General features: G+C 39.6%; 24 protein-coding genes. 9 read left to right on the forward strand and 15 right to left on the reverse strand.

The window, feature by feature from the left end:
- The 4 genes from FTT84_RS03030 to FTT84_RS03045 all read left to right on the forward strand — a co-directional run.
- The coding region (locus FTT84_RS03030; RefSeq protein ID WP_257218538.1) for an IS1 family transposase at positions 1-233 on the forward strand (233 nt) is incomplete at its 5' end.
- Between the two features lie 57 nt (positions 234-290).
- A complete protein-coding gene (rbtA, locus tag FTT84_RS03035; RefSeq protein ID WP_373684987.1) occupies positions 291-1,817 on the forward strand; it encodes a rhombotarget A in 1,527 nt (508 codons plus the stop codon).
- 12 nt (positions 1,818-1,829) lie between these two features.
- Positions 1,830-2,339 (forward strand): CSLREA domain-containing protein, encoded by a 510-nt coding sequence (locus FTT84_RS03040; protein ID WP_180079940.1) that lies wholly within the window; start codon positions 1,830-1,832, stop codon positions 2,337-2,339.
- On the forward strand, positions 2,281-4,248 hold the full coding sequence (locus FTT84_RS03045; RefSeq protein ID WP_180079942.1) for a CSLREA domain-containing protein: 1,968 nt from the start codon (positions 2,281-2,283) through the stop codon (positions 4,246-4,248). The genes FTT84_RS03040 and FTT84_RS03045 overlap by 59 nt, the downstream gene beginning before the upstream one ends.
- A gap of 70 nt (positions 4,249-4,318) precedes the next feature.
- On the opposite strand, the gene FTT84_RS03050 is transcribed toward FTT84_RS03045, so the two are convergent.
- From FTT84_RS03050 to FTT84_RS03070, 5 genes are all read right to left on the reverse strand, one after another.
- Positions 4,319-4,723: a DUF3106 domain-containing protein gene (locus FTT84_RS03050; RefSeq protein WP_067765275.1), complete on the reverse strand. Its 405-nt coding sequence runs from the start codon at positions 4,721-4,723 to the stop codon at positions 4,319-4,321.
- Positions 4,713-5,033, reverse strand: coding sequence for a hypothetical protein (locus FTT84_RS03055; protein ID WP_067765271.1), 321 nt, complete (start codon positions 5,031-5,033; stop codon positions 4,713-4,715). The genes FTT84_RS03050 and FTT84_RS03055 overlap by 11 nt, the downstream gene beginning before the upstream one ends.
- Positions 5,030-5,644 carry an RNA polymerase sigma factor gene (locus FTT84_RS03060; RefSeq protein ID WP_067765268.1) on the reverse strand — a complete coding sequence of 205 codons (615 nt, stop codon included), beginning with the start codon at positions 5,642-5,644 and terminating at the stop codon, positions 5,030-5,032. Before FTT84_RS03060 ends, FTT84_RS03055 begins: the two co-directional genes overlap by 4 nt.
- Positions 5,645-5,803: 159 nt before the next feature.
- Positions 5,804-6,580 carry an RNA methyltransferase gene (locus FTT84_RS03065; RefSeq protein ID WP_067765262.1) on the reverse strand — a complete coding sequence of 259 codons (777 nt, stop codon included), beginning with the start codon at positions 6,578-6,580 and terminating at the stop codon, positions 5,804-5,806.
- A 56-nt stretch (positions 6,581-6,636) separates the two neighbouring features.
- Positions 6,637-7,611 carry a class 1 fructose-bisphosphatase gene (locus FTT84_RS03070; RefSeq protein WP_067765260.1) on the reverse strand — a complete coding sequence of 325 codons (975 nt, stop codon included), beginning with the start codon at positions 7,609-7,611 and terminating at the stop codon, positions 6,637-6,639.
- A gap of 184 nt (positions 7,612-7,795) precedes the next feature.
- Here FTT84_RS03070 and FTT84_RS03075 point away from each other — a divergent pair, with 184 nt between their 5' ends.
- Positions 7,796-7,993: an NF038105 family protein gene (locus tag FTT84_RS03075; protein ID WP_067765259.1), complete on the forward strand. Its 198-nt coding sequence runs from the start codon at positions 7,796-7,798 to the stop codon at positions 7,991-7,993.
- Between the two features lie 76 nt (positions 7,994-8,069).
- On the opposite strand, the gene pal is transcribed toward FTT84_RS03075, so the two are convergent.
- The 10 genes from pal to FTT84_RS03125 all read right to left on the reverse strand — a co-directional run bounded on the left by pal (position 8,070) and on the right by FTT84_RS03125 (position 17,604).
- Positions 8,070-8,639, reverse strand: a complete 570-nt coding sequence (gene pal / locus FTT84_RS03080) for a peptidoglycan-associated lipoprotein Pal (protein ID WP_180079944.1) — start codon at positions 8,637-8,639, stop codon at positions 8,070-8,072.
- Positions 8,640-8,724: 85 nt separating this feature from the next.
- Complete coding sequence (gene tolB / locus FTT84_RS03085; RefSeq protein ID WP_180080011.1) at positions 8,725-10,008, reverse strand: Tol-Pal system beta propeller repeat protein TolB; 1,284 nt, start codon at positions 10,006-10,008, stop codon at positions 8,725-8,727.
- Positions 10,009-10,452: 444 nt separating this feature from the next.
- Positions 10,453-11,745 carry a cell envelope integrity protein TolA gene (tolA, locus tag FTT84_RS03090; protein WP_180079946.1) on the reverse strand — a complete coding sequence of 431 codons (1,293 nt, stop codon included), beginning with the start codon at positions 11,743-11,745 and terminating at the stop codon, positions 10,453-10,455.
- 3 nt (positions 11,746-11,748) lie between these two features.
- Entirely contained in the window at positions 11,749-12,198 is a 450-nt protein-coding gene (tolR, locus tag FTT84_RS03095) for a protein TolR (protein WP_180079948.1), read from the reverse strand.
- A complete protein-coding gene (gene tolQ / locus FTT84_RS03100; RefSeq protein ID WP_180056961.1) occupies positions 12,198-12,896 on the reverse strand; it encodes a protein TolQ in 699 nt (232 codons plus the stop codon). The genes tolR and tolQ overlap by 1 nt, the downstream gene beginning before the upstream one ends.
- 27 nt (positions 12,897-12,923) lie before the next feature.
- Positions 12,924-13,331 carry a tol-pal system-associated acyl-CoA thioesterase gene (gene ybgC, locus FTT84_RS03105; RefSeq protein WP_180079950.1) on the reverse strand — a complete coding sequence of 136 codons (408 nt, stop codon included), beginning with the start codon at positions 13,329-13,331 and terminating at the stop codon, positions 12,924-12,926.
- 216 nt (positions 13,332-13,547) lie between these two features.
- A complete protein-coding gene (locus FTT84_RS03110) occupies positions 13,548-14,195 on the reverse strand; it encodes a hypothetical protein (protein ID WP_180079952.1) in 648 nt (215 codons plus the stop codon).
- A gap of 98 nt (positions 14,196-14,293) precedes the next feature.
- Complete coding sequence (gene ruvB / locus FTT84_RS03115) at positions 14,294-15,301, reverse strand: Holliday junction branch migration DNA helicase RuvB (RefSeq protein ID WP_067765755.1); 1,008 nt, start codon at positions 15,299-15,301, stop codon at positions 14,294-14,296.
- Positions 15,302-15,526: 225 nt separating this feature from the next.
- Complete coding sequence (ruvA, locus tag FTT84_RS03120; RefSeq protein WP_067765241.1) at positions 15,527-16,129, reverse strand: Holliday junction branch migration protein RuvA; 603 nt, start codon at positions 16,127-16,129, stop codon at positions 15,527-15,529.
- Positions 16,130-16,263: 134 nt separating this feature from the next.
- The gene (locus tag FTT84_RS03125) at positions 16,264-17,604 is read right to left on the reverse strand and encodes a deoxyguanosinetriphosphate triphosphohydrolase (RefSeq protein ID WP_180079954.1); all 1,341 of its coding nucleotides are present in this window, start codon (positions 17,602-17,604) and stop codon (positions 16,264-16,266) included.
- 212 nt (positions 17,605-17,816) lie between these two features.
- Here FTT84_RS03125 and FTT84_RS03130 point away from each other — a divergent pair, with 212 nt between their 5' ends.
- From FTT84_RS03130 to FTT84_RS03140, 4 genes are all read left to right on the forward strand, one after another.
- Complete coding sequence (locus FTT84_RS03130) at positions 17,817-18,851, forward strand: M20/M25/M40 family metallo-hydrolase (protein WP_373684986.1); 1,035 nt, start codon at positions 17,817-17,819, stop codon at positions 18,849-18,851.
- A 388-nt stretch (positions 18,852-19,239) separates the two neighbouring features.
- Positions 19,240-23,076, forward strand: a complete 3,837-nt coding sequence (gene purL, locus FTT84_RS03135; protein ID WP_180079956.1) for a phosphoribosylformylglycinamidine synthase — start codon at positions 19,240-19,242, stop codon at positions 23,074-23,076.
- Positions 23,077-23,403: 327 nt separating this feature from the next.
- On the forward strand, positions 23,404-23,532 hold the full coding sequence (locus FTT84_RS17995) for a KGW motif small protein (protein ID WP_257223017.1): 129 nt from the start codon (positions 23,404-23,406) through the stop codon (positions 23,530-23,532).
- A gap of 70 nt (positions 23,533-23,602) precedes the next feature.
- Entirely contained in the window at positions 23,603-24,058 is a 456-nt protein-coding gene (locus tag FTT84_RS03140) for a hypothetical protein (protein WP_180079958.1), read from the forward strand.
- Positions 24,059-24,090 lie beyond the last annotated feature (32 nt).

Below are 24,090 nucleotides of genomic sequence, written 5' to 3' on the forward strand. Positions count from 1 at the left end.
TAAGCTATACATGTATATCAAGTGACCATTGGGATAGCTTTGTTACGACCTTTAAAGAATGCAAACAGTTGATTGGTAAATTTTTCACTGTGGGTATAGAAGGCAATAATTGTCGATTACGGCATCGAATCAGGCGAGGCTTTAGGAGAAGCTGCAACTTCTCCAAAAAGCTTGAAAATCATTTCAAAGCCTTTGATTTAGTGTTCTTTTATATCAATAATGGATTCGTTTAATGCCAGCATACTTTTTGAAACACCACCAAAAAAATTAATCTTACAGCTGAAACCAATATTAAAACGACTTATGACGCTTCTTTTAATGATGACACTGTTCCTAGATTAAATAATGCCATTATTGAAATGACTGGTTCCGACCAAATTTTTCATATTGATGATGAAAAAAATACACAATTTAAAGTTTCTCTCAAAGAAATTACTTTAAAAGGGTGTGGTGTTAGTCAATGTGCTGATTTAGGTGGAATTATATATAACAACGAGCTATTAAGCTTAGAGTATGTCAAATTAATTAATGGTCATGCGCGATTGGGCGGAGCAATTTATAATGTTGGTTTATCAGAAGAGGGTAAAACAGCAGCAAGTCTACTCAATATTCAAAATACCATATTTGAAAATAATACTGCTACAGAAGGTGGCGCTGTTTACGCATTAGCACCAAGCTTTGCTATTTCGATGAGTCTATTTAAAGGTAATAGTAGCACGAGTGGTCGAGCTATTGTCTTTAGCAAATCAGGTGCGACTGGAGAAACTATTACAGCAACAGTTACAAATAGCACTTTTTTTAAAAATACAGGTTCTGCTCTTAATCTATTAGACGGCTTAGCAGTAAATAACGTGAGTGTAGTTAAAAATTCAGCGGGTGTTGATTTTAATGCATCAAAAATTGCGTATCTGGCTAATAGTATAATATTAGGAAATGGTACACAGGATTGCCGCGTTGCGGATGCAACAGCTGATAAATCAGTTATATATAATAATTTAATGGCTAACAGTTGTAATGATTTAGCTACAAAGAAAGTTGATAATTTAAATCAAATTTGGAATGGTACTCAACTATTTGCTGGAAGTGATGAAGGGGCATGTAAGACACTTTCTGAAGATCGTGAGTCACTTTTCTGTCCATTCAGTACTCCAAGTAATACGTTTATTGGTTATTTACGCCCACGTATTCTATTGTCCTATAGTACTTTGTTTTCAAGTCCAATTTTAAATAAAGGTACAACTTCCGCGAATGGAAATGAAGAACATATTTACTGCGAGTCTAGTGATCAACGTGGCAAATCTAGAAGTGCTGATGATGTTTGGTGTGATAGAGGTGCGATTGAAATTGTTGTACCAACAAGTATTTCTCGACTAGGCCAAGACATACATCCAGGTGAAATAGCCAAGTTTAATATTTTAGAACAGCTTGGGGACAGTGATTTAATCCCTAAAGAAGAGTGTGATGCTGTTATGGGCAAAGCGAATCCAACGGGTGAGCCTTGGCAAGATGGTTGTTTAGTTATTAAGCAAAGTACAGTGTCAAAGGGAAAAATGACACTGAACTTGAATGGTGATGTGACTTATACGCCAAATGGTGATTGGCATGGAGCCGATATTTTTGAAGTTCAAATTGCAACGTCATCAACACGTTTTAACACAGAGACTTCAAAAAATTATCTATCAGCAGAAGTTCGAATTTTCCAAGAACCGGTCAATCATATGGAAAATAAATCTGTGAAAACTTCTGGTGGCGCGTTGGGTTGGTTAAGCTTAACTGCACTTTTTGGCTTGATTGGATTACGCCGATATAAAAAGTAATAAGGATGTGTCATGAAAAATTATAAAAAAGGATTATTAGCTGCCATGGTGCTTGCAGCCATGTCACTTATGGCTGCTGACGATAAAATCATATATGTAAATACTTTTGATGATGAAAATGGTGAAAATGCAAATAATTGTTCATTGCGTGAAGCGATAGAGACAGCAAGAAAAAATGCCGCATTTGGTGGATGTAAAGCTGGCAATACAGCAAATGGACAAAACGACATTATTCAACTTGAAGCTGGTGAATACAAACTCAGTTTAGGTGAATTAGTTCCAGAGACACAAATTACGATTCAAGGCAAAAGTCGCTGGAATTTTGATGTTAAAAATAAATTAACAGGAAATTACCCTGCATACGAAGCAATCAAAACCACAATTAATGCCCAAGGAAAATCCCGTATTTTAAATACGGGCAAAACTGAAGCAAATGTTGTGATGCAAAGTGTTCGTTTAACTAATGGATATTCTAATACCCGAGGGGGGAGCTGTAAATGTCGGCGGAAGTTTTGTGCTTAGTAACGGCATTATTGATAACTCTAAGGCGGATATTGCAGGTGGTGCAATTTATGCCTCTACGTTAAACAACGAAAAAAATGTAGATTTAGTGAGTACATTAGTGCAGTCAAATCAGGCACCTAAAGGTAGTGTCTTGGCAATGGATTGTGTGGGTAATTTTGGTGATAGTAAGCCTAATATTAGTTTCACCCAAAGTAGCTTTATTGAAAATGGTTCAGCGAATAGTCAAAGTATATTTGATTACTGTGGCCAAGTTACTTCAGTACTGATGGCAAATACCATAGCAAAAAATAGGGCAAGTGCAACAACAGGTAGTATTATCAAAGCGATTGATAATACGGTAAACAATAGTGTTGAGCGTCTAAGTGCTGCATCTTTATTCAGCTTTACCAGTAACACCATTGTTGAAAATGATGCCTACAGTACTTATTACTATGATAAAAATGGTTCTAAATCATTGGCTTTTAATGTCTTAGCATTTAATAAAACCGGTAAATCTTGTCGATATCTGAATAATACAGTACCTGATAAAACCCAAATATTTTACGCGACAGGTAATGCTTTTGAGTTAACAGAAGCATTATGTGATTTACCTGAAAGTGTTTTGACTAGCACCAATAGCTCTATAAAGAATATTGATGTAAAAAATAATGCGATATCGACTTATCTCACACCTTTACAGGAAACATCTGAATATAACCTATATTTACCTTTGTATTATCCACTGAAGACGAATTTAGCTACAAGCCTAATGAATACTGGTCTTAGTAATTGTTCGGAAAATGATCAAAGAGGGCTGGTTCGTATTACAGATGGGACTTTGCAACTTAATCCAGATTCTCGCAATAGTTGTGAAATTGGTTCTGTAGAGTCCATGGATCTTACGGCAGCCGATGTTGATGAGTTAACAAATTCATCGATAAAGGTCTTAGTAAAAGGTTATCAAGATGAAATTGATGGACTTAAAGCAGATATTAATGATCCCGTATATAAAGAATATAAAATTGCGAATCAAGAAGACTTATCGGTCAAAGAAGCTGAACTAGCTGCATTGAAAAACAATTTAAAATATCGGGCAATTTATTTTAATCCTTTTGAAAAATCGCTACCTCAAGAAGTAACTGTGATTGGCACCCAATCAAGACAATTACAGAAGTTAAATGCAGATAATTATACGGTAAGTGCAAAACCGCTGGGAATTGGTTCAGAAATTACAATCGCATCAGGCCAGGCATCGGTAGTTGGTGGTGATCTAGATGATTTGAAATGTGAATGGGATGCTAAACTTCATAAAGTTGTGATTTATAGAGCGGGTGGAGATGTAACGGATGCAACAGATTTCGCATTTTGCCAATATACTTTGACCGAAAAAACCAATACATCAAATAGTTCTTCAGGAATTCTAAAAGCTGTATTTAAAAATATTGAACCAATTGTTGAAAGCAAAACTTATTCAATTGATCCATCAAGTAATTTGACTTTGAACATTGATAACTTAATGCTGAATGCCAGTGAGGAGGGAGATGGTCCATTAGCTACACTCCCTTCAGGCAAAGCATTGTGGAATAAAGATGTTAATGGATTAGATTTGCCGATTCATTTAGATAGCATTCCTGCGGGCCTGAATTTTACAGCTGAACGCAGTGGACAGTGTCCAGGGAGTTATGTCAAAGAGACCTGCTATGGTGGAAAGCTTTCTTTTAGTGTGAAAAATAATCTGAGCCAATTTGATTACCCTGTCAAATATTCGGTATTTGATTCCGAGGGAGCAAAATCCAATATTGGTATTTTAACTTTGAAAAATACAGCTAAAAACACCAATACCTCATCGAGTGGTGGTGGATCTTTTGGAATATTAGGTTTAATCAGTTTGTTTGGTTTAGTAGTCTATCGTCGTCGAATGAACTAGAATTCAATAGCAATAAAAAACCCTCTCACAGAGGGTTTTTTATTGGCAAACATATTAAAAAGTGTCTAACTTAATGCACTGTAATAGCGGGTTGCAAGTATTTATTAATATACTCATCACGAATAGCTGAGCGTTCATCTGGAGCTGCACTTTGCATACGTGTGGCTAATTCTTTACGCTCTAACGTACTCATTTTTTGCCATGTTTCTCGCATGCGCTGTTTTTCTGCATCAGGAAGTTGAGTAAACCAATCCATACGTTGCTGTAAGCTAACGCTTTGTGCAGCAGGAATTTCTTTCAAAGTTTGGTATTTTTTTATGAGTGCTTGTTGCTCAACATCAGATAATGCATCCCAAGTTTCATTGACTTGAGTATCCGCGTCTTTAGAGAAAATCCAAAAACGATCAAAGCCTGCAAAACTTGTTTGCAAAAAACTGAATGCACAAAATGCAATTGCGATTTTTTTAGCTGCCATGTGGAACTTTGTCCTCACCCAGAACCATTAACATTTCAAGATCTTCCACCATTTGAGGTGAGAGTTTTGGGGTTGAAATCACTTGATTTTGTGGTTTCTCATCTAAAATAGTTGCATTCGGTAATACAACAAAACCAGCGATTGCAGCGGCTAACGCAAAGCCTGACATTTTCCAAAAGCCGTAGCGAGAAGTTTCATGCTGGTGAATTTCTTCAAGCACGTTATTCATGACATTGGCTTTGTCTTTGTGATGCTGTGCGAGTCCATCAAGCTTGGAAGTTACTTGCTTTAAGAAATCATCTTGTTTCATTCGGATGATCCTCCCATATGTGGATTCAAATGTGCCAAAGCGGTACGTAAGCCTTGAATGGCACGGTGGTAATGTGTTTTCACACTGCCTTCGGAACAATTCATAATTTCTGCAGTGGTATGCGTATCGAAACCTTCCCAAGCTCGCAACATAAATGCTTGTTGCTGGCGAACAGGAAGCTCTGCAATGGCATTTTGTATTTCATCTGCAGTAACTGCTTGATCTAAGAAGTCGAATGGATTAGGCGTTGATTCATCAACAACATCTTGCAATTCAACATCATCGTCATCAAGACTAACTTTTCTGAATAAAGAAAATGGTTGAGAACGGCGAGCCTCTTTACGACGCCAATCCTGCAATTTATTATTTAAAATGGTGTAAAACAGGGGATACCATTCATCTGTAGATTTGTCAGCATAGGCTTTATGCAATGATATAAATGCTTCTTGGACTAAATCCATAGCAATGCCATGTTGTCCGTGTGTTGCACTTTCCATCATTACTAAAGCACGTCCCGTTACTTCATTCATGAAGTTTTTCAGGCGAGATTCAGCTGTGCTCTTCAGAACACTACTATTTTGGGTCTCGGACTGTTTGGGTGCTAAATCCATAGGGATGGAAAATCCTGTCATTGGACACCCACCATTATTTCCATATTCATACTTAAATAACGTTGGAAATAATGGTTAGGTTGACAAAAAGAATTATTATTTTTCTAGTGTAATCTATTTTTTTGAATGGTCGCGTCTTAATAAAATAAAGTAACGATTTTACTGACGTTGGCGAACCATCTCAAAAAAGCAGATTGAACCGGCAATTGCGACGTTAAGTGATTCTTGTCCACCAGGTTGGGGAATGGCAACTGCTTCCGCATGTTTTAATGCATATTCAGACACACCCTGGCCTTCATTACCTAAAATCCATACACATTGCTGGCGTAAATTTTTTGAATATAGGTTTTCAGACTGATGTGAGCTGGTAGCATAAACAGGAATTTTGAACTTTGGCAAAATATCTTCAAGGACGATATTTTCATAAGTATGTACTGAGAAGTGCGCGCCCATGCCTGCACGTAAAACACGTGGAGACCAAAGCGATGCTGAACCTTTAGTACATACAATTTGTTCAATACCCGCTGCAGCCGCAGAGCGGAGCAAAGTACCTACGTTACCAGGATCTTGAATATTGTCTAAAATTAAGGTGTCTTCAGTAAAGTTGAGCGCTTCACTTGAGTTGGGTAAGTCAACAATCGCTAGGCAAGCAATTGAAGTACCTAATGTACTGATATCTTTATAAAGTGATTCACTTAGAATAAACACTGTACCTAAATATTTTTCAGCAATTAGGTCAAAATCGGCGTGATTAATCGCACTTTCAGTGGTGAAAATAGATTTAATTGGTCGTTTTGCATCTAACCAAGAGAGAACCAAATGGGTGCCTTCTAAAACAGTTTGACCTTGTTTTTTACGATAGGCATTTTGGTCGATTAAGCCACGCAGATGCTTAATTTTAGGATTGTCTTTTGATTCGAGATAAATCAGGGCCATGGGAAAATATCCACGAAAGTCAGCTGAATAACTGACTTTCGTTAAAAGGGTAAATATTAGTTATGATAAGAGGTGACTAAATCAACTTCATTTTTAGAACCAATAATCACTGGTACACGTTGATGAAGTTCAGTTGGTTGGATGTCAAGAATGCGTACACGACCTGTAGTAGAAGCACCACCAGCTTGTTCCATAAGCATACTCATTGGGTTTGCTTCGTACATTAAACGTAGGCGACCTGCTTTTTTCGGATCTTTAAAGTCGTATGGATACATGAAGATACCGCTACGGCAAAGAATACGGTGAATATCACCCACCATGCACGCAACCCAACGCATGTTGAAGTCTTTTTCACGTGGACCAGTTTTACCTGCAAGAAGTTCGTCTACATAGCGTTTAACAGGCTCTTCCCAATGGCGTTGGTTCGAAGCATTGATGGCATATTCTTTGGTGTCAGCAGCAACTGCAATTGCATCTTTTGTTAATAAGAATTCTTTGCTTTCTGGGTCAAATGTAAAGAATACAACGCCAGCGCCAACAGTTAGAGCCATCATAGTTGATGGGCCATAGAGCACATAACCTGCTGCAGCTTGGTTAACACCAGCTTGCATGAAGTCTTCTGCTTGTGTTACAGCATTTTTAGCTGGAAGAATTGAGAAAATTGTACCTACACACATGTTGATATCGATATTGCTTGAACCATCAAGCGGGTCAAATAATACTAAGAATTCACCATTTTCTTGCGCTGGCGTGAATTCATCTAATTCTTCAGAAGCCAACCCCCCTACATGTGGGTGAACTTTTAAAGCATCGATTAAATAGTCGTTAGAGATAACGTCGAGTTTCTTTTGTTCTTCACCTTGAACGTTTTCGTGTTGCGCGCTACCCAATACGCCAGCCAAAGCACCTTTTTGTAAAAGAAGGTCGATGTCTTTGCAAGTATTACCAATTGTTTCAATAACTTGTGCTAATGCAGGAGTTAGATTACCACTTTGTTGTTGTAAAAATTGGGAAAGGGTGAGATTTGACATGACAGGAAAACTCCAAATATTGATTTATCAAAAATGATAAAAACGTGATTGTGCAACATTTTAGATGAGAACGACGCAAAAGAAAAATCATACTCGACTATTTGCCTTCATTTTACCCTTGCAAGTCTGGTTGAACATGCTATGTTGAAGGAGGTATAAAAATCCAATGACAGGGAGCACAACAATGACCACACAAAAATTTGATGCGACTCCAACCGCAACTGAAGGATTGAATTTAGACAATATTTCTGCAGATACTGTGAAAGCTGCGTGGAGTGGCTATGAGTCGAAGGCAGAATATAAAAAGTTCAATAAGCATGATTTGATTGAATCTATGCACGCTGAAAAAGAAAATTCTGAATCGGTAAAAACAGAAGCCTAATGGACTGGGTTTTGTATAAAAAAGCACTCAATTTGAGTGCTTTTTTATTGCTAGGTCTACCATCCTGAAAATAAACTTATTTCAATAGTGGTGGAACAGCTTCGTAGTTAATTTCTACACGGCGGTTTTCTTTCCATGCATTTTCATCATGACCCGCATTGATTGGCATCTCTTTACCATAACTTACAGCTTCAAGTTGGTTTAGATTAACACCTGTTGTTACTAAAAAGCTTTCAACCGCTTTAGCACGACGTTCACCCAACGCCATGTTGTATTCACGTGTGCCACGTTCATCGGTATGACCTGTTAAAGCAACACGTGAATTAGCATTCGCTACAAGGAACTGTGCGTGCGCTTGCAGTGTTTGAAGATCTTCATTGCTGAGTTCAGAACTGTCGTAATCGAAGTGTACGACGCGCTTTGCTAAATACGCTTTATTAGCTTCAGTTACACCTTTTGATGAGGCACCTGCAAGGTTTTGTGCATTAAGCGCTGCATCTTCACTTAGGCCTGTAGTATTTACAGTGGTAGAGCTAGACGGATTTTGTCCTGCTTGAATATCTGCTGCAGGTTTGCGGCTTGCGCAACCTGTCATGACCAAGGCAGTGGCTAAAACAGGAAGAGCAAATAATTTTACTGCGTTCATTTTCATCTCCATGACGATTCATTATGATGTTTAATAAAAAATTTATGAGCTAAATGCTGAATAAAAAATTATCAATTCAGTTATTTTACTTTGGTGCCCAAGCAGGTTCACGAACTTCGCCTTGTTCACTTGGTAAGTTCATGCGGAAGCGTCCATCTAAAGACATAATTGACAATAAGCCGCGGTTCGCTTCACGTGTTGCATACACCACCATTTGACCATTTGGCGAGAAGCTTGGAGATTCATCCAAACTCGTAGGCGTCAAAATATTGGTCACACCTGAGTTAATGTCTTGTACGGCAACTTTATAGTTACTGCCACTTGGACGATGCACTAAAGCTAATTTTTTACCATCAGCACTTAAAGTGCCACGGGCATTAAATGCACCACGGAATGTTAAACGTTTTACACTTTCAGCACTTAAGTTGTAGGTATAAATTTGTGGAGAGCCACCACGGTCAGAAGTAAAGATAAATGATTTGCCATCTGGTGCATAACGCGCTTCTGTATCGATGGCAGTATCATTGGTCATCCGTTTTAGCTGACGGCTTTGTAAATCCATTTGGTAAATTTCAGGGTTGCCATGCATAGATGCAGTGAACAACATGCTTTTACCATCGGGCGAGAAGCTTGGAGCACCATTTAAACCACGGAAGCTTGCCACTTTTTCACGGCTACCAGTTGCTAAGTCTTGAATGTAAATCGCAGGACGTTTGGTTTCAAATGATACATAAGCCAGTTTTTTAGCATCAGGTGTCCAAGCAGGGGAAAGGATTGGATCACGTGAAGTTAAAATGGTGCGTGGCTGCTCCCCATCTGTGTCGGCAATTTGTAGGGTATAGCGTTGATCTGGAGTTGCTGCATTACGCAGAACATAAGCGATACGACCACTGAAGTCACCAGGAATACCTGTTAAAGCTTGATAAATCGCATCACTGATCATATGCGCTGCTTGACGTGAACGTGAAGCTGGAACTGTCAACAGTTCATTTAATAAGTATTGCTTTTTTTCGACATCGTATAGTTGATAGTGAATTTCATATGAACCGTCAGCTGTTGTTTTTGATGTTCCTGTTACAACAAAGGGAACACCTGCCGCCTGCCAAGCTTCTGCATTTGGAGAATTCATCCCTGCAGTTGCAGCTAAGTTCTTAGACGCACTGGTAAATTTTCCTGAACGATTCAAATCGCTTTCAACTACAGGATAAATATTTGTGTCATTGCTAAAAGGCACAATAGCAATTTTAGGCGCTGCTTCAGGCGCCTTGGTGATTTCAAGATGAAGCTGTGCATGTGTTTGAGTGACTAAAACTGGACTCAAAGCGGTCATAATTGCTAAGCAAAGAAGATGTTTACGCGTCATTTCCATCATTCGCTAACTACTCTAAAAATGTGAGTTATTGTCTGTATTTGGTTGTGTCACATAATGGCATGATTTTGGATTATTAAAAGCATGAAAATATGACTGAACTGTTATAACACTGTGAAAAATGCAGAGATTTTATTCGAGTTCACTGAAGTTTATCTTAAAAGTGGTGCAGACAACATCACATTTTGAATTGGAAATGATAATTCTATATAGTTGAAATTTAATTTTTGAATCAAATGCTTAGAAGAAATAAGTAGCTCTTGATTAGGATGAGCTAGTAAAACTTATGTATATGTCATTTTATGAAAAGTGTCGACCAAATAGAATTTGTTTCATTCAAAAAATCAGTGAATGAACCCATCTAATCAATGAATTTTCCAAAGTTTGCCATACTCAGAAGAAATATAAAAAAATCCCCGCAATCAATGCAGGGATTTATCAAAGTTAATTTGAAGATCTAAATGTAGAGGTAAAGCTTTGTGCTTCACGTCTAGCATCAGGGTCGCTTGGCATTGGGTACGGTGCTGCAGCACGAACCGCCGCTTCAATACTGGCTTTCATGTCCGGATCACTCGAGTTTACGATTACTGATCGGACTGAACCACTTTCTGATAATGTCACCCGAGCAGTTGCCGATTTACCCGCAGAGTCAGAAGGTGTGTCCCATGCACGACGGATTTTATTTTCAAAATCTTTCTTTGCAGTAGATGCAATCTTCTTCGCTTCAGCCTTTTTCTGTGCGGCTTCTTCAGCTGCTTTTTTAGCTGATGAAGCTTTGGCTTCTTCGGCTGCACGTTCGCGTGCTTCGGCATCGGCTTTAGCCTTTGCATCTGCCTTGGCTTTTGCATCGGCGTCTGCTTTACGTTTTGCAGCTTCCGCATTGGCTTTAGCTTTTGCATCGGCGTCTGCTTTACGTTTCGCTGCATCTGCGTTGGCCTTAGCTTTTGCATCAGCATCTGCTTTACGCTTTGCAGCTTCCGCATTGGCTTTAGCTTTCGCATCAGCGTCTGCTTTACGTTTTGCAGCTTCCGCATTGGCCTTGGCTTTCGCATCTGCATCCGCTTTACGTTTTGCTGCGTCTGCATTGGCCTTAGCTTTTGCATCAGCATTGGCTTTTGCCATTGCTGCAGCTTTGACTTTGTCAGCTTCTGCTTTTCTTAACGCATCTGCACGGATTTTTTCAGCCTTGGCTTTGGCATCAGCATCTGCTTTACGTTTTGCTGCGTCGGCATTGGCTTTCGCTGTGGCATCTGCTTTTGCTTTAGCCGCATCTACTTTGGCATCTTGTTGAGCTTTTAATTTAGCCGCTTCAGCAGCTTTAGCCTTTTCTTGAGCGCGTTTAGCATTGTCCGCAGCTTTTTGTTCAGCAAGCTGCTGTGCTTTTGCTGCGGCAAGTGCTTGTTGTGCTGCAATCTGTGGATCCGCTTTAGGTGTTTCAGTCGGCTTTGGTGGAGCAGATGTTGGAACTTCAGGTGCAGGTTCAACGCTAGGTTCTACTGTTTGCGTGATTTGTTCAGCTACATTTTCATGCGCGGTTTCATCAAACTCTGTGACTTCACGTGTTACAGGTTTTAAATCTTCCGGTTTTACCAAAACAGTGGTTATTTTTTTAGGAGGCTCAGGTGGTTTACTCATGCCAAGATAAAGTAAGCCAACCACAGCGACGACATGCACACCTAGTGTGAAACCAATCGCAACGGCTTTTTGTTTAAAAGGCGGCTTTTTGAAATCTTTCATAAATTATTTTAATGGCTCAGTCAGTAAACCTACTTGTGTTAAACCTGCATCTTGAAGTGCTGACATGAGGTTCATGACTTCACCATAGGGACGAGATTCACTGCCGTTAATGAGCACACTCATTTGTTTTTTCTGTTCTGTAGCTTCGTTTTGAGAAGCAGTTAATACTACTTTGAGCTCATCTAACGTTAGCACATCATTACTATGTGTTTTATCTTCAAGCTTAATGGTTCCATCTGCTTCAAGCGTCACTATGGCAGGGCGGTCTTCCGCTTGCATAGGAGTGCCATTTGCCTGTGGCAAGTCGACTTTAACACCTGTGGTGATCATTGGTGCGGTCACCATAAAAATCACCAAAAGAACTAACATAACGTCGATGTACGGCACGACGTTCATGTCACTTTTTAAAGGTTTTTTAATGCGCTCAAAGCGTCCAGAACGTTGAATAGCCATTAGTCATTGTCCTGAGTTGAACCTACAGACTGACGTTGTAATAACGCAACCATTTCTTCGGCAAACAGCGCGCGGTCGTTATAAACTGCTTCGCCTTTGGCTGTAAAATGGTTAAAGGCTAATACCGCTGGAATTGCAGCAAATAGACCGATGGCAGTCGCAATCAGAGCTTCAGCAATACCTGGCGCAACCGTTGCAAGTGTAACTTGGTCAACATCAGCCAAGCCGATAAAAGCATTCATAATGCCCCAAACGGTACCGAATAAACCGACATAAGGTGCAACTGAACCAATGCTGGCAAGGGCACCTAGACCATTTTCAAGATGACCTTGATCACGGCTTAAACCCACACGTAAAATACGTTCAGTGCCTTCAATTGACTGTTCTGATGTCGCACTGCGTTTTTTTAGTTTGAAAAATTCGCCCATACCTTGATAGAAGATATCTTCAAGGCCAACACGTTTCGAGTTGAGTTGGGCATTGTTGTATAAAGTGTTGAGTTCGGCGCCAGACCAAAAGATTTTTTGGAAATGTTCATCATCGGCCTGCGCTTTTTTATAACTCATGTGTAACTTGGCAATCAGATACCAACTGAATAACGAAGCTAAGAGCAGCAGGAGCATTACCAGTTGTACGACAGGACTTGCTTGTAAGATGAGGTCTGAAACTTTGAGTGTTGATTCTAGTTGAGTTGCCATAGTTACTACATGTGCCAAATAATTTTTTTAATCTTGTTCCAATTCTTTCAGAATCAGTTCACGTATTTCATCAGGAAGGCGACGGGGTCTCATCTCTGCACTGATACATGCCAATTCTACCTCACCTGATGCCAGCATAATATCACCACGATAAATATTTTGTTGCAACACAAATGACGTAGCCTTACACGAAACTACACTTGCTGTAACAGTAATTAGGTCATCCATTAATATAGGACGTGAATATTTCACATTTATTTTATGAACGACAAAGTTGTAATCTTTTTGATGCCAATAATGGTCTACACCTGAAGCACGTAGCCATTCTGTGCGGGTACGTTCCATAAAGCGAATATGATTTGCGTGGTAAACAATGCCACCTGTATCTGTATCTTCAATATATACACGAATGTTGAATTCGAATTTATTCGCCATGAGAGTGTTCCGTCTTTATAAAATCTGAAAAATATTGGTCTGCACTTCAGCAAAGAATTAGAGCATTTAAAAATGGCGATAATTCAATGATTCGTCAAGTGCTTCAATGACGGGCAGTTTAGCACCGTGAGTCATCAGTCCAATGGCACAAGGTTTCAACTCACGTAAATCTTTAACTTTCGTAGTTGTAATTATTGATTAAAAAAGAGACTGCTTTTAATTTGTTTGTTCATCTAATTTAAATTTTGCATCGACAAAATCTTGTAGTTGAGCTGCTAAATATCCTGCAATATGAAAGTGAGTTTCTTCCATTTTCTTTTTCTGTTGCTTTGGAAGTAATGCTTTTAAAGATTCATACATATACGTTAAGCAGCAAAAGCCAAGGCCAATAACTAACATGAGTAAAAGTTTATTAGGTAGATCTATCCAGAAAAACACATAAACGAGTATGACTAAAGCAAAGAATGAGAAGCTGAAATACAACGTATTAATTTTTGCTGGCTTAAAGTTTTCCTTGACCAAAGCTTGTACGTCGTCGTGATAGTACGTCCCAATAAAAATGAGGGCAGAAGTATAGTTGAAGCTCAGGTTTTTTATACGATATGCAGAAGGCGATTGTTTAATAGTTAAGATATTATCTTCATTTACTTCTATGGTTTCTTTGCTAAGAATGTTTTCACATTCGACAGTGATAAAATAATTGTATTCTGTGTGGAATAAGCTTTCAAAATCACTCATTTGTTTTGGGCTAAATGAACTGATAGGTTGTTCTCTGGGAATGTGTTCAATGGCACTGTCTAATGGTAGGTTTTGAATGTAATCGCTATTAATTTTGTTAATTATTCTATTCTCAAGATTTATCATTTTAGTTTATTGTTTGTAGTGGATTGAATTTATTTTAAAAATTTAAATAAATATGCAGGGAGCATTTAACTCCCTGAAGTCGTTCAGTGAATTATCGTTTACTTATCTTTCGGCTCTGGTGGTGTCATCCCAAACTGTAAATACGCCATGTTGGTGGCAATACGTCCACGTGCAGTACGCATGACATAGCCTTGCTGAATGAGGTAGGGCTCGATCACATCTTCTAATGTGCCTGAATCTTCAGCCATAGCTGCAGCCAAAGCTTCAACACCTGCAGGGCCGCCGTCAAAACGTTCCAATAACATTGAAAGATAACGACGGTCTAAAGTGTCTAAACCATCTTTATCGACATTCAACATATCTAAAGCACGTTGCGCCATTTCTTGGGTCACTTCGCCTGTACCTTTGACTTGGGCATAATCTCGAACACGGCGTAATAAACGGTTGGCAATACGTGGCGTACCACGTGCACGACGTGCAACTTCCAGTGCGCCATCTTCAGTAATCGGTACATCCATTAAGTTTGCTGAACGAGTCACAATATGAGTCAGATCTTTTACGGAATAGAACTCTAAACGTTGCACAATCCCGAAACGATCACGTAAAGGTGAGGTGAGTAGTCCCGCACGTGTGGTTGCTGCAACTAATGTAAATGCAGGTAAGTCGAGCTTGATAGAACGGGCAGCTGGTCCTTCACCAATCATGATATCCAACTGATAGTCTTCCATGGCTGGATATAAAATTTCTTCAATCACAGGTGAAAGACGATGAATTTCGTCAATAAACAGTACGTCACCTTCTTCAAGGTTAGTCAGCATGGCTGCCAAGTCGCCGGCACGCTCAAGTACTGGGCCAGAGGTTGACTTGAGATTGCCACCCATTTCATGTGCAATGATGTTGGCAAGCGTCGTTTTACCTAAACCTGGTGGGCCAAAAATAAGTGTGTGATCGAGTGCTTCACCACGGCCACGGGCAGCGCCAATGAAAATTTCCATTTGTTCGCGGACAACGGGTTGCCCGATGTAGTCTTTGAGTGTGGCAGGGCGGATAGCACGATCAAAGTGATCTTCGGGTTTTTCTGAACCACTGATAAGACGGTCTTGCATATTGAATAAACTAATCTCGTGAGCTGAGCATTTTGATGCTGCATGCACAGCCTCAAATCTTGATTTGTATTTTGCTACCATTGTGTAGGCATTATTTTACTTTTGAAAGATCAAAAGTAACAAAAATCTTTTGTTGAGTTGAGGATACGTCGTGTATCCCAACTCAACAGGCGACATCCATGTCGCCTTTAGCATAGCCAGTGTTGGCTTGCGTTTAATAGGTATTTACTTATTCATCGACTTTAAGGCAGCGCGGATGATATCACTGGCTTCGGTGAAGTCACCTTTGGCAGCATTCACTAATTTTTGTGCTTCTAGTGGTTTGTAGCCCAGTGATTGCAATGCTGCTTCAGCTTCCGCAACGGCAGAATTACCGGTAAATTGGATTTGCTCCGAAGTTGAATTGCTTGGTACTGTGCCAGATGACATCGCTTTAAAACGGTCACGAAGTTCAATCATCAAGCGTTCTGCGGTTTTCTTACCCACACCTGGTACTTTGACTAAAGTATTTACATCTTCATTTTCAACTGTATGAATCAGCATTTCAACACTTAACGTTGAAAGAATGCCAAGCGCCATTTTTGGCCCAACACCATTTACTTTAAGTAAAGTGCGGAAAATTAATTTTTCTTGTGGGTTACTAAAACCATAAAGCAGTTGTGCATCTTCACGTACTGCAAGATGTGTCCAGAGCGTAACTTTTTGACCTTTTTGTAGTTGGCAAAATGTAGAAAGCGGAGTGTCAATTTCGTAGCCTACGCCATTTACATTAAGTAATACTGTTGGTGCTTCCAATGCTAGCACTTCGCCAATTAAGCATCCGATCATGTCATTTATTCACTTTATTTAAGATTTAAGTTCAGACTATATTTAAGTTCACTGTGGGTATTTCCCACATGTCCAATTTGTTGTGAGATTAGCGTGAAGGATAGTGAATTGCTAGCCATAGATATTTTAATGGTTTAAAAGAAACCAACTTTATTCCCTTGTAACTCTTGCGCTAAATTATAGGCTTGATGATCTGAAAACTTAGAGATGATATCGAGTACTTGCATAATATTGTCATAATGCGACATACCAAAATGTGCTCCTGAACGATGTAAAATAGACATCAATCGTTGCTCTTTAAAGCTCAAAGTTTTATTGGGCGTGGTTAGTGGAATAAAGGCATCCAAAATATTTTGCAAACTTTGGTGCGCAATAATTTCTAATCCTGCTTTATGTGGATGTTCAAAGATTTTATCACGAGCCAGTTCTTTGGCACGGTTAATCCCGATTTCAATATCTTCACTGCAATATTGCAATAAACTGCCTTTTAGTTGGCCAGACAAAATTTCATTATGATGACGTGTAAAAGCTGTCGTCACTTCTTCAACTAAACGCTTCATCACGCGGCCACGCAAAGCGGCGATTTTCTGCTGCCATGTGGTATTTGTCATGGCAAGTTCGGCAGGAATGCCATAATCACCAATCAGGTCAAGGAAAATCGGCTCTACCTCGTTATAGGTCAACATATTGAGAATAATGCCATCTTCTAAATCAATCAGGGCATAGCACATATCATCCGCTGCTTCTAATAAATAAGTCAGTGGATGACGGCAATAATGATATTCACCGAGTTGAATTAAACCCAGTTGTTCTGCAATTTGCTGCAAGATGTCTTTTTCGGCTTGGTAACAGCCAAACTTGGCACGCTGACTGGCAGGCGTATTTCCTTGTGATGCAATGGTTTTGGATAGCCATGGGTACTTTAAGTAAGCCCCTAAGGTTGCGTAAGTTAGGCGCATACCACCATCATTCGGATGATAGTCAATTTTAGTCAGTAAACGTAAGCCTTGTGCATTACCTTCAAACTGACGAACATCGGCTTCTTCTTCTGGGCTTAAATCTTTTAAAAAGTCTGTATGTGATGCATCATCAAACCATTCGCGAATGGCATATTCACCAGCATGCCCAAAAGGCGGGTTGCCAATATCATGTGCTAAACAAGCGGCTTGAATAATCGCGCCAACATCGGCAGGCGAAATCCACATTGGCAATTCATCTTTAATTTTTTCCGCAGCCAACATGCCGAGTGAACGCCCGATACAAGACACTTCAAGTGAATGCGTAAGTCGGGTGTGAATACCATCGTGTTGAGTTAAAGGATGAACTTGGGTCTTGCGATTAAGCTGTCGAAAACTCTGCGAAAATATAATGCGGTCATAGTCTTTATGAAAAGGGCTACGTGCCTGTTCAGAACTGTGTTTATTGCTACCAATACGAACTGTAGAAAGAAGTTCAAGCCAACGCATTTGAGTCATTTATCATTATTCAATTATTACTTGAATTGAATAATGCCAAACTTAGCAGAAAAGCACTAGTGTGGGGCGACACAACTTGTCTTAAAAGATGTATGAGTGATTTGCCTTAGTGAAATGCAAAACAAAACAGAAATTTAAAAATGGGCTGTTAGTATAGATGGGCAAATTTTACCTTTTATCCCATTTTTTAATTTTTAATGAGAATAATTTAAATGTATAGAAAACAATTTCTTCCTACGTTGACTGCACTAAGTTTGGGCGTGACATTTTTTTTGTCAGGTTGTACAAGTTTCAATACAGAAAAAAATATAACGAAAGTGCAGCCAAACCAAAATGTTGCTGCATCAGAAAATAGCATGATGCATCATTTACAAACATTTGAAGAAATTGCGGAACAAAATGGTGGCAATCGTGCAGTAGGTACAGCAGGTGGATTGGCTTCCGCACAATATATTCTTGAACAAGCCAAGAAAGCAGGCTTGCACGCGCAAATGTTGCCATTTGAAAATCGAGAAAAGACCGTTGGGCAAAATATTGTGATTGAGATTGAAGGGCAATACAAAGATACCGCTGTGATTGTCGGCGCGCACTATGATTCGGTGAAAATGGGGCCTGGGATTAATGATAATGCTTCAGGCGTTGCAGTATTGTTAGCATTATTACAAGACTATGCGAAGCAAAAGGTAAAACCTAAACACACACTATATCTTGCCTTTTGGGATTCGGAAGAGGTTGGTATTGCAGGTTCACAAGCTTTTGTGAAATCACTCAGTGAGAAACAGCTTCAAGGCATTCAAGCCTATATCAATGTTGATATGGTGGGAACAAAGAATCCGAATATCATGATTGCCGATGGTGACCATTTATCAATTGCAGAAATGGCGGCACAGTTTAAAGCCAATGGACTTGCACAAAGTGATTATCAGCCAATCTTAGACAGCATGAGCCAATTACCTAAGCACCCGCAGGATGCTGCATTAGAAGAAAGAATGCGTCAATATTTTAAAACCAATAATATTCAGATTAAAGATGATGTAACGACTTTAACAGCAAGCGATACTTTGCCATTTTTAGGGAAAGTTCCTGTTACTTCACTAATTTTATTTAATGAGCAAATGAAAGGTGATGAACTCGAATTTGCACCGTGCTATCACAAGGCTTGCGATACGATTGATGGTGTAGATGTAAACTCACTGAACTTAGCCCTCAATGTAATTCAACATCTATTGTCAGATTTGAATAAATAAAATGTTTCAATTTCAAATGTGAAATGATTTTAGTCTTTTATGAATTTCAGGTTTAAATCTCACACATTTAGACCTGAAATTCATTTTCAAATATGGTTTGAACGCTTGATTAAAAAGTGAGTTGTTGTTGAAAAATAAAACATTTTTATAGTTTGAATATTATTCTTAGGGTGAAATGAAAAAATCAGATAATTTTGTGTTAATCTGTGCGACTAAATTCAATTTTATTATTTAAAAATAAAAACATTATTGCCTAAACTTCCCGATATAAGCACTACAATTTCACTTTCACATCTAGCTGATTTAACTAATACACAGTAGAATATGCGCTCTCTCAAGTCACATTGTGGCATGGTCTTTTCGATCATCCCGTGGAGCCAAAATCAGCATGTTTATCGTTGCCGGTGCACCTGCACATTCTTCATTTAAGAAAACTCAACTATTATCACGTTTAACGTCAATTAGTTCTGTTCAATCAATTGAAAGTCAATGGGTTTACCTTTTTGACCAAGCGCTCAACGAGCAACAACAGCAATCCGCTTTACAGCTTCTCAACGATGGTCAATCTTTTGAATTGCACCAAGCAGCAAGTGACGAAGTCCAAATTTTAGTGACGCCACGTGTTGGAACCATCTCTCCGTGGTCGTCTAAGGCAACAGACATTTTTGCCAACTGTAATACACCGGTTCATCGCCTTGAACGCGGTGTTTTGTTTACTTTGAAGGGCGTAAATGCTGTTTCAGATGAAGTAAAACTAGCATTACATGACCGCATGACCGAAAGTGTTTTCAATGCTATTGAAGATGCTGCGGCACTTTTCTCTGAAACTGAACCAAAGCCTTTAAACTCAATTGATATTTTGGGTCAAGGTAAAGAGGCGTTGGTGAAAGCTAACTCTGAATTTGGTTTTGCGCTTTCTGATGAAGAAATTGATTATTTAACCGATGCATTCACAAAAATGGGTCGCAACCCGCATGACATCGAATTGATGATGTTTGCCCAAGCGAACTCAGAGCATTGCCGTCACAAAATTTTCGGTTCTGAATGGACAATTGATGGTGAAGTTCAACCATTGTCATTGTTCCAAATGATTAAAAACACCTATAAAGAATCACCTACAGATGTATTGTCGGCATATAAAGACAACGCTTCTGTAATAGTTGGTTTTGACACACAGCGTTTTTATCCAAAACAAGACGCTGAAACAGGTCACCACGTTTATAAATACAAGAGTCAAGCCGCTCACATCTTGATGAAAGTGGAAACGCATAACCATCCTACAGCGATTGCACCATTTGCTGGTGCAGCAACAGGTTCGGGCGGTGAAATCCGTGACGAAGGCGCAACAGGTCGTGGTGGTAAGCCAAAAGCAGGCTTAACAGGTTTTACCGTATCTAACTTGAATATTCCAGGCTTTGAACAGCCTTGGGAAGAAAACTACGGCAAACCATCTCGTATGGCATCTCCACTTCAAATTATGATTGAAGGCCCATTGGGCGGTGCAGCCTTTAACAACGAATTTGGTCGTCCTGCGTTAAATGGTTACTTCCGTACATTTGAACAAAATGTAAATGGTGATGTAAAAGGCTTCCATAAGCCAATTATGATTGCCGGTGGTTACGGTAACATCCGTCCTGATCATGTAGAAAAAGATGCGATTCAACCAGGCGATTTACTGATCGTACTAGGTGGTCCTGCAATGCTCATCGGCTTAGGTGGCGGTGCAGCGTCTTCTGTAGACAGCGGTAAGCTGGGTGAAAACCTAGACTTCGCATCTGTACAGCGTGAAAACCCAGAAATGGAACGCCGTTGCCAAGAAGTGATTGATGCTTGCTGGCGCATGGAAGACCATAACCCAATCGTATCTGTACATGATGTTGGTGCGGGCGGTATCTCAAATGCAATGCCTGAACTGGTAAATGACCACGAATTGGGTGCGGTACTCGATCTACGTAAAATTCCATCATTGGAAAAAGGCATGTCTCCAATGGAGATTTGGTCGAACGAAGCGCAAGAACGTTATGTACTGGCCATTCGTCCAAGTTCTTTAGAATTGTTCGAATCGCTTTGTGCACGTGAGCGTTGTCCGTTTGCGGTATTGGGTGAAGCGACTGAAGCGCGCCATTTAACCGTTGAAGATCCATTGTTTGAAAACAAAGCTGTGGATATGCCAATGCAAGTGATGCTTGGCGGTACACCACGCATGAGCCGTTCATATGAAACAATTGAACGTAAAGGCGATGATTTTGATGCTGCTAAAGTAACAGATCTTAAAGATGCGATTTACCGTGTTATTAAGAATCCAACAGTTGCATCTAAATCGTTCTTAATTACTATTGGTGACCGTTCTATTACAGGTATGGTTGCACGTGATCAGTTTGTAGGTCGTTGGCAAGTACCTGTAGCAGATGCTGCAGTGACAACAACAAGCCTTGTAGGTTATACAGGTGAAGCAATGGCAATGGGTGAACGTCCACCCGTTGCATTGTTAAATCCTGCTGCGTCAGCGCGTTTATCGGTTGCTGAATCTATTTCAAACATCATGTCTGCAAAAATCGACCAGATCAGTGACATTAAATTGTCTGCAAACTGGATGGCGGCTGCAGGTCAAAAAGGCGAAGACCAAGCATTATTCGAAGGCGTAAAAGCCATCGGTATGGAAATGTGTCCTGCACTAGGTATCGCAATTCCAGTAGGTAAAGACTCATTGTCTATGCGTACCACTTGGAATGACGAAGGCGAAGACAAATCTGTCACTTCACCAATGTCAGGCGTGATCACAGCATTTGCACCTGTGACGGATGTTCGCAAAACATTGACACCTGAACTTAAAAATATCGAGTCTGTACTTGTACGTATCGATCTTTCTAAAGGTCAGTTCCGTCTAGGCGGTTCGATCCTTGCTCAGGTTTATAAAGCAATTGGTTCTGTAACACCTGACGTAGATAGCTTCGATGACTTCAAAGCATTCTTTGCGTTGGTTCAAGATTGGAACAACCGTGGCTTAATTAAAGCGTATCACGACATCGGTGATGGTGGCTTGGTTGCGACTGTTGCTGAAATGATGTTTGCATCACGCCTAGGTGTAGCACTTGAAGATCAATCTACTGCAAGCTTGTTTGCAGAAGAAATTGGTGCAGTTCTTCAAATCAGCAAAGCGGATTGGGCTGCATTAGAAGCTGAAGTCGCTGCATCATCAATTAAAGATGCAATTGCAGTAGTAGGTACTGTAAACGATACAGATACTTTAACTGTAAATGGTTTGAGCTTAGACCGTGCTGAATTACAGCAAGCATGGACTGAAGTGTCACATCAAATCCAACGTCTGCGTGATAACGTAGAAACTGCGGATCAAGAATATGCGTTAATCGCTGACAAATCACATGCAGGTTTAATTGCAAAACCAACATTTGATTTGAACGAGCCTATCGAAGCACCGTACATCAATGAACGCCGTCCAAACATGGTGATTCTGCGTGAACAAGGTGTCAATGGTCATGTAGAGATGGCTGCTGCATTCGATAAAGTCGGCTTCAATACCGTAGACGTACACATGAGCGACTTGCTTGCTGGCCGTATCAGTCTTGATGACTTTGAAGGTTTAGTCGCGTGTGGCGGTTTCTCTTACGGTGACGTATTGGGCGCAGGCGGCGGTTGGGCTAAATCTGTATTATTCAATCCTAAACTTCGTGACCAATTTGAGAAATTCTTCAACCGTGATGAAACTTTCTCTCTAGGTATCTGTAACGGCTGTCAAATGTTGTCACAACTTGCGCCGCTCATTCCGGGTGCAGAAGCTTGGCCTCGTTTCCACCGCAATACGTCTGAGATGTTTGAAGCACGTGCTGTCAACGTACGCGTTGAAAAATCTAACTCTGTATTGTTAGAAGGTATGGAAGGTTCGATTCTTCCAATCGCAGTTGCGCATGGTGAAGGCCGTGTTGTGACTTCGGCAGAAAACTTGGCTTCTTTAAATGCAAATGACCAAGTGATCTTGCGTTATGTAGATAGCCAAGGCAACCCAACGCAGCATTACCCATTGAACCCGAATGGTTCGCCAGAAGCGATTTCTGGTGTAACTTCGAAAGATGGCCGTGCAACAATTATGATGCCACACCCTGAACGTAACTTCCGTGCGATTCAGCATTCTTGGAAACCAGAAGACTGGGATCAAGATGGTGCATGGTTACGTATGTTCCGTAATGCCCGTAAATTTATTGGTTAATCTTAGATAGATGAATCATAGAAAAGAGCCGCCTTCGGGTGGTTTTTTTTATGGTTAAAATTTACCAAAAGATATATTAATTATTGTGAATGCTTGTTTTTACACATATAATCGCTTTCGATTTTTAACCACCTGCGGGTGGTTTTTTGTTGGTTTTAAATTTTTATTTCTCCCACTGAACTTGGTTTAGATTTTGCTTTTATATTTGTGGAAACATGCTAGTGTGTAATTTATGCACAATAACTAAGCAAGATAAAAGACAGCAAGATAAAAGAAAGATGGATAACTAAACGAGTTTAGTATCAACACTCATGATGAGGTGATGACATGATTAAAACAGCAGAATATTCGGCAGTGGATAAATCTGCGCTGCGTAAAAAGGGCTGGAAGCTTTTTGGTGCAGTGGTGTGTTTGCAGTTGGTGTTTTTAGTTTTGGGTTATGCGTTGCAGATGTAATATTTAAAACCGCCGTGGGGCGGTTTTTTATGTAAACTAATGCATAATTAAAAAACTGCAAAAATTAATAATGAGCTTTAAACAATTTGTATTATTAAAAGATATAAAAATATTTTTACTTTTAGGCTTTATGTTTCCGTCAACATTGCTAAGTGGGTGCTTTCCTATTTTAAAAACGAAGCATCCGAAAATTAATATAACTGTTATCAATGAGCAAAATGAAAAGTTGGACGATGCAGAAGTATTTTTAAATCTTACAACATGGCAAGGCAAGTCTTTTACTGAATCTACATTAAAAAAAACACAGGACGGAATTGCTACATTTTCTGCAAAGAAAAGTTTGCAATTTATTCATATATTCCCAGCAAAATATAGTTGGTCGATTTGTGTTTATAAAAATGGATATAGTCAAAATAGTTTTGTACCAAAAGGTTCAAATCATCGAACACAAAATTTAGTATTGTTGTTAGATAAAGCTGAAAAAGGTGTAGAAAAACAACAACATTGTAGGAAAGAAAAATCCTAAAATATTGAATTAATAAAACCACCCGAAGGTGG

Origin of the sequence: Acinetobacter sp. YH01019 (assembly GCF_013420285.1) — a bacterium.
GTDB classification, from domain to species: domain Bacteria; phylum Pseudomonadota; class Gammaproteobacteria; order Pseudomonadales; family Moraxellaceae; genus Acinetobacter; species Acinetobacter gandensis.